This window comes from Bartonella sp. CL266QHHD (assembly GCF_042195355.1).
Classification (GTDB): domain Bacteria; phylum Pseudomonadota; class Alphaproteobacteria; order Rhizobiales; family Rhizobiaceae; genus Bartonella.
The window spans coordinates 1-254 of sequence record NZ_JBHIOD010000066.1 but is presented as its reverse complement, the minus strand read 5'-3'; positions in this window follow the sequence as shown (position 1 = coordinate 254).

Below are 254 nucleotides of genomic sequence, written 5' to 3'. Positions count from 1 at the left end.
GGCAGTTTCCGTTGAGGGGAAGGATGCACTCTTTTTGAGGGCTAGAGTGCATCCTCTTATGGATTGGATACTGCCTTATGAGGGTTCGGCAGTTTCCGTTGAGGGGAAGGATGCACTCTTTTTGAGGGCTAGAGTGCATCCTCTCATGGATTGGATACTGCCTTTATGAGGGGTTGGCAGTTTCCGTTGAGGGGAAGGATGCACTCTTTTTGAGGGCTAGAGTGCATCCTCTTATGGATTGGATACTGCTTCAT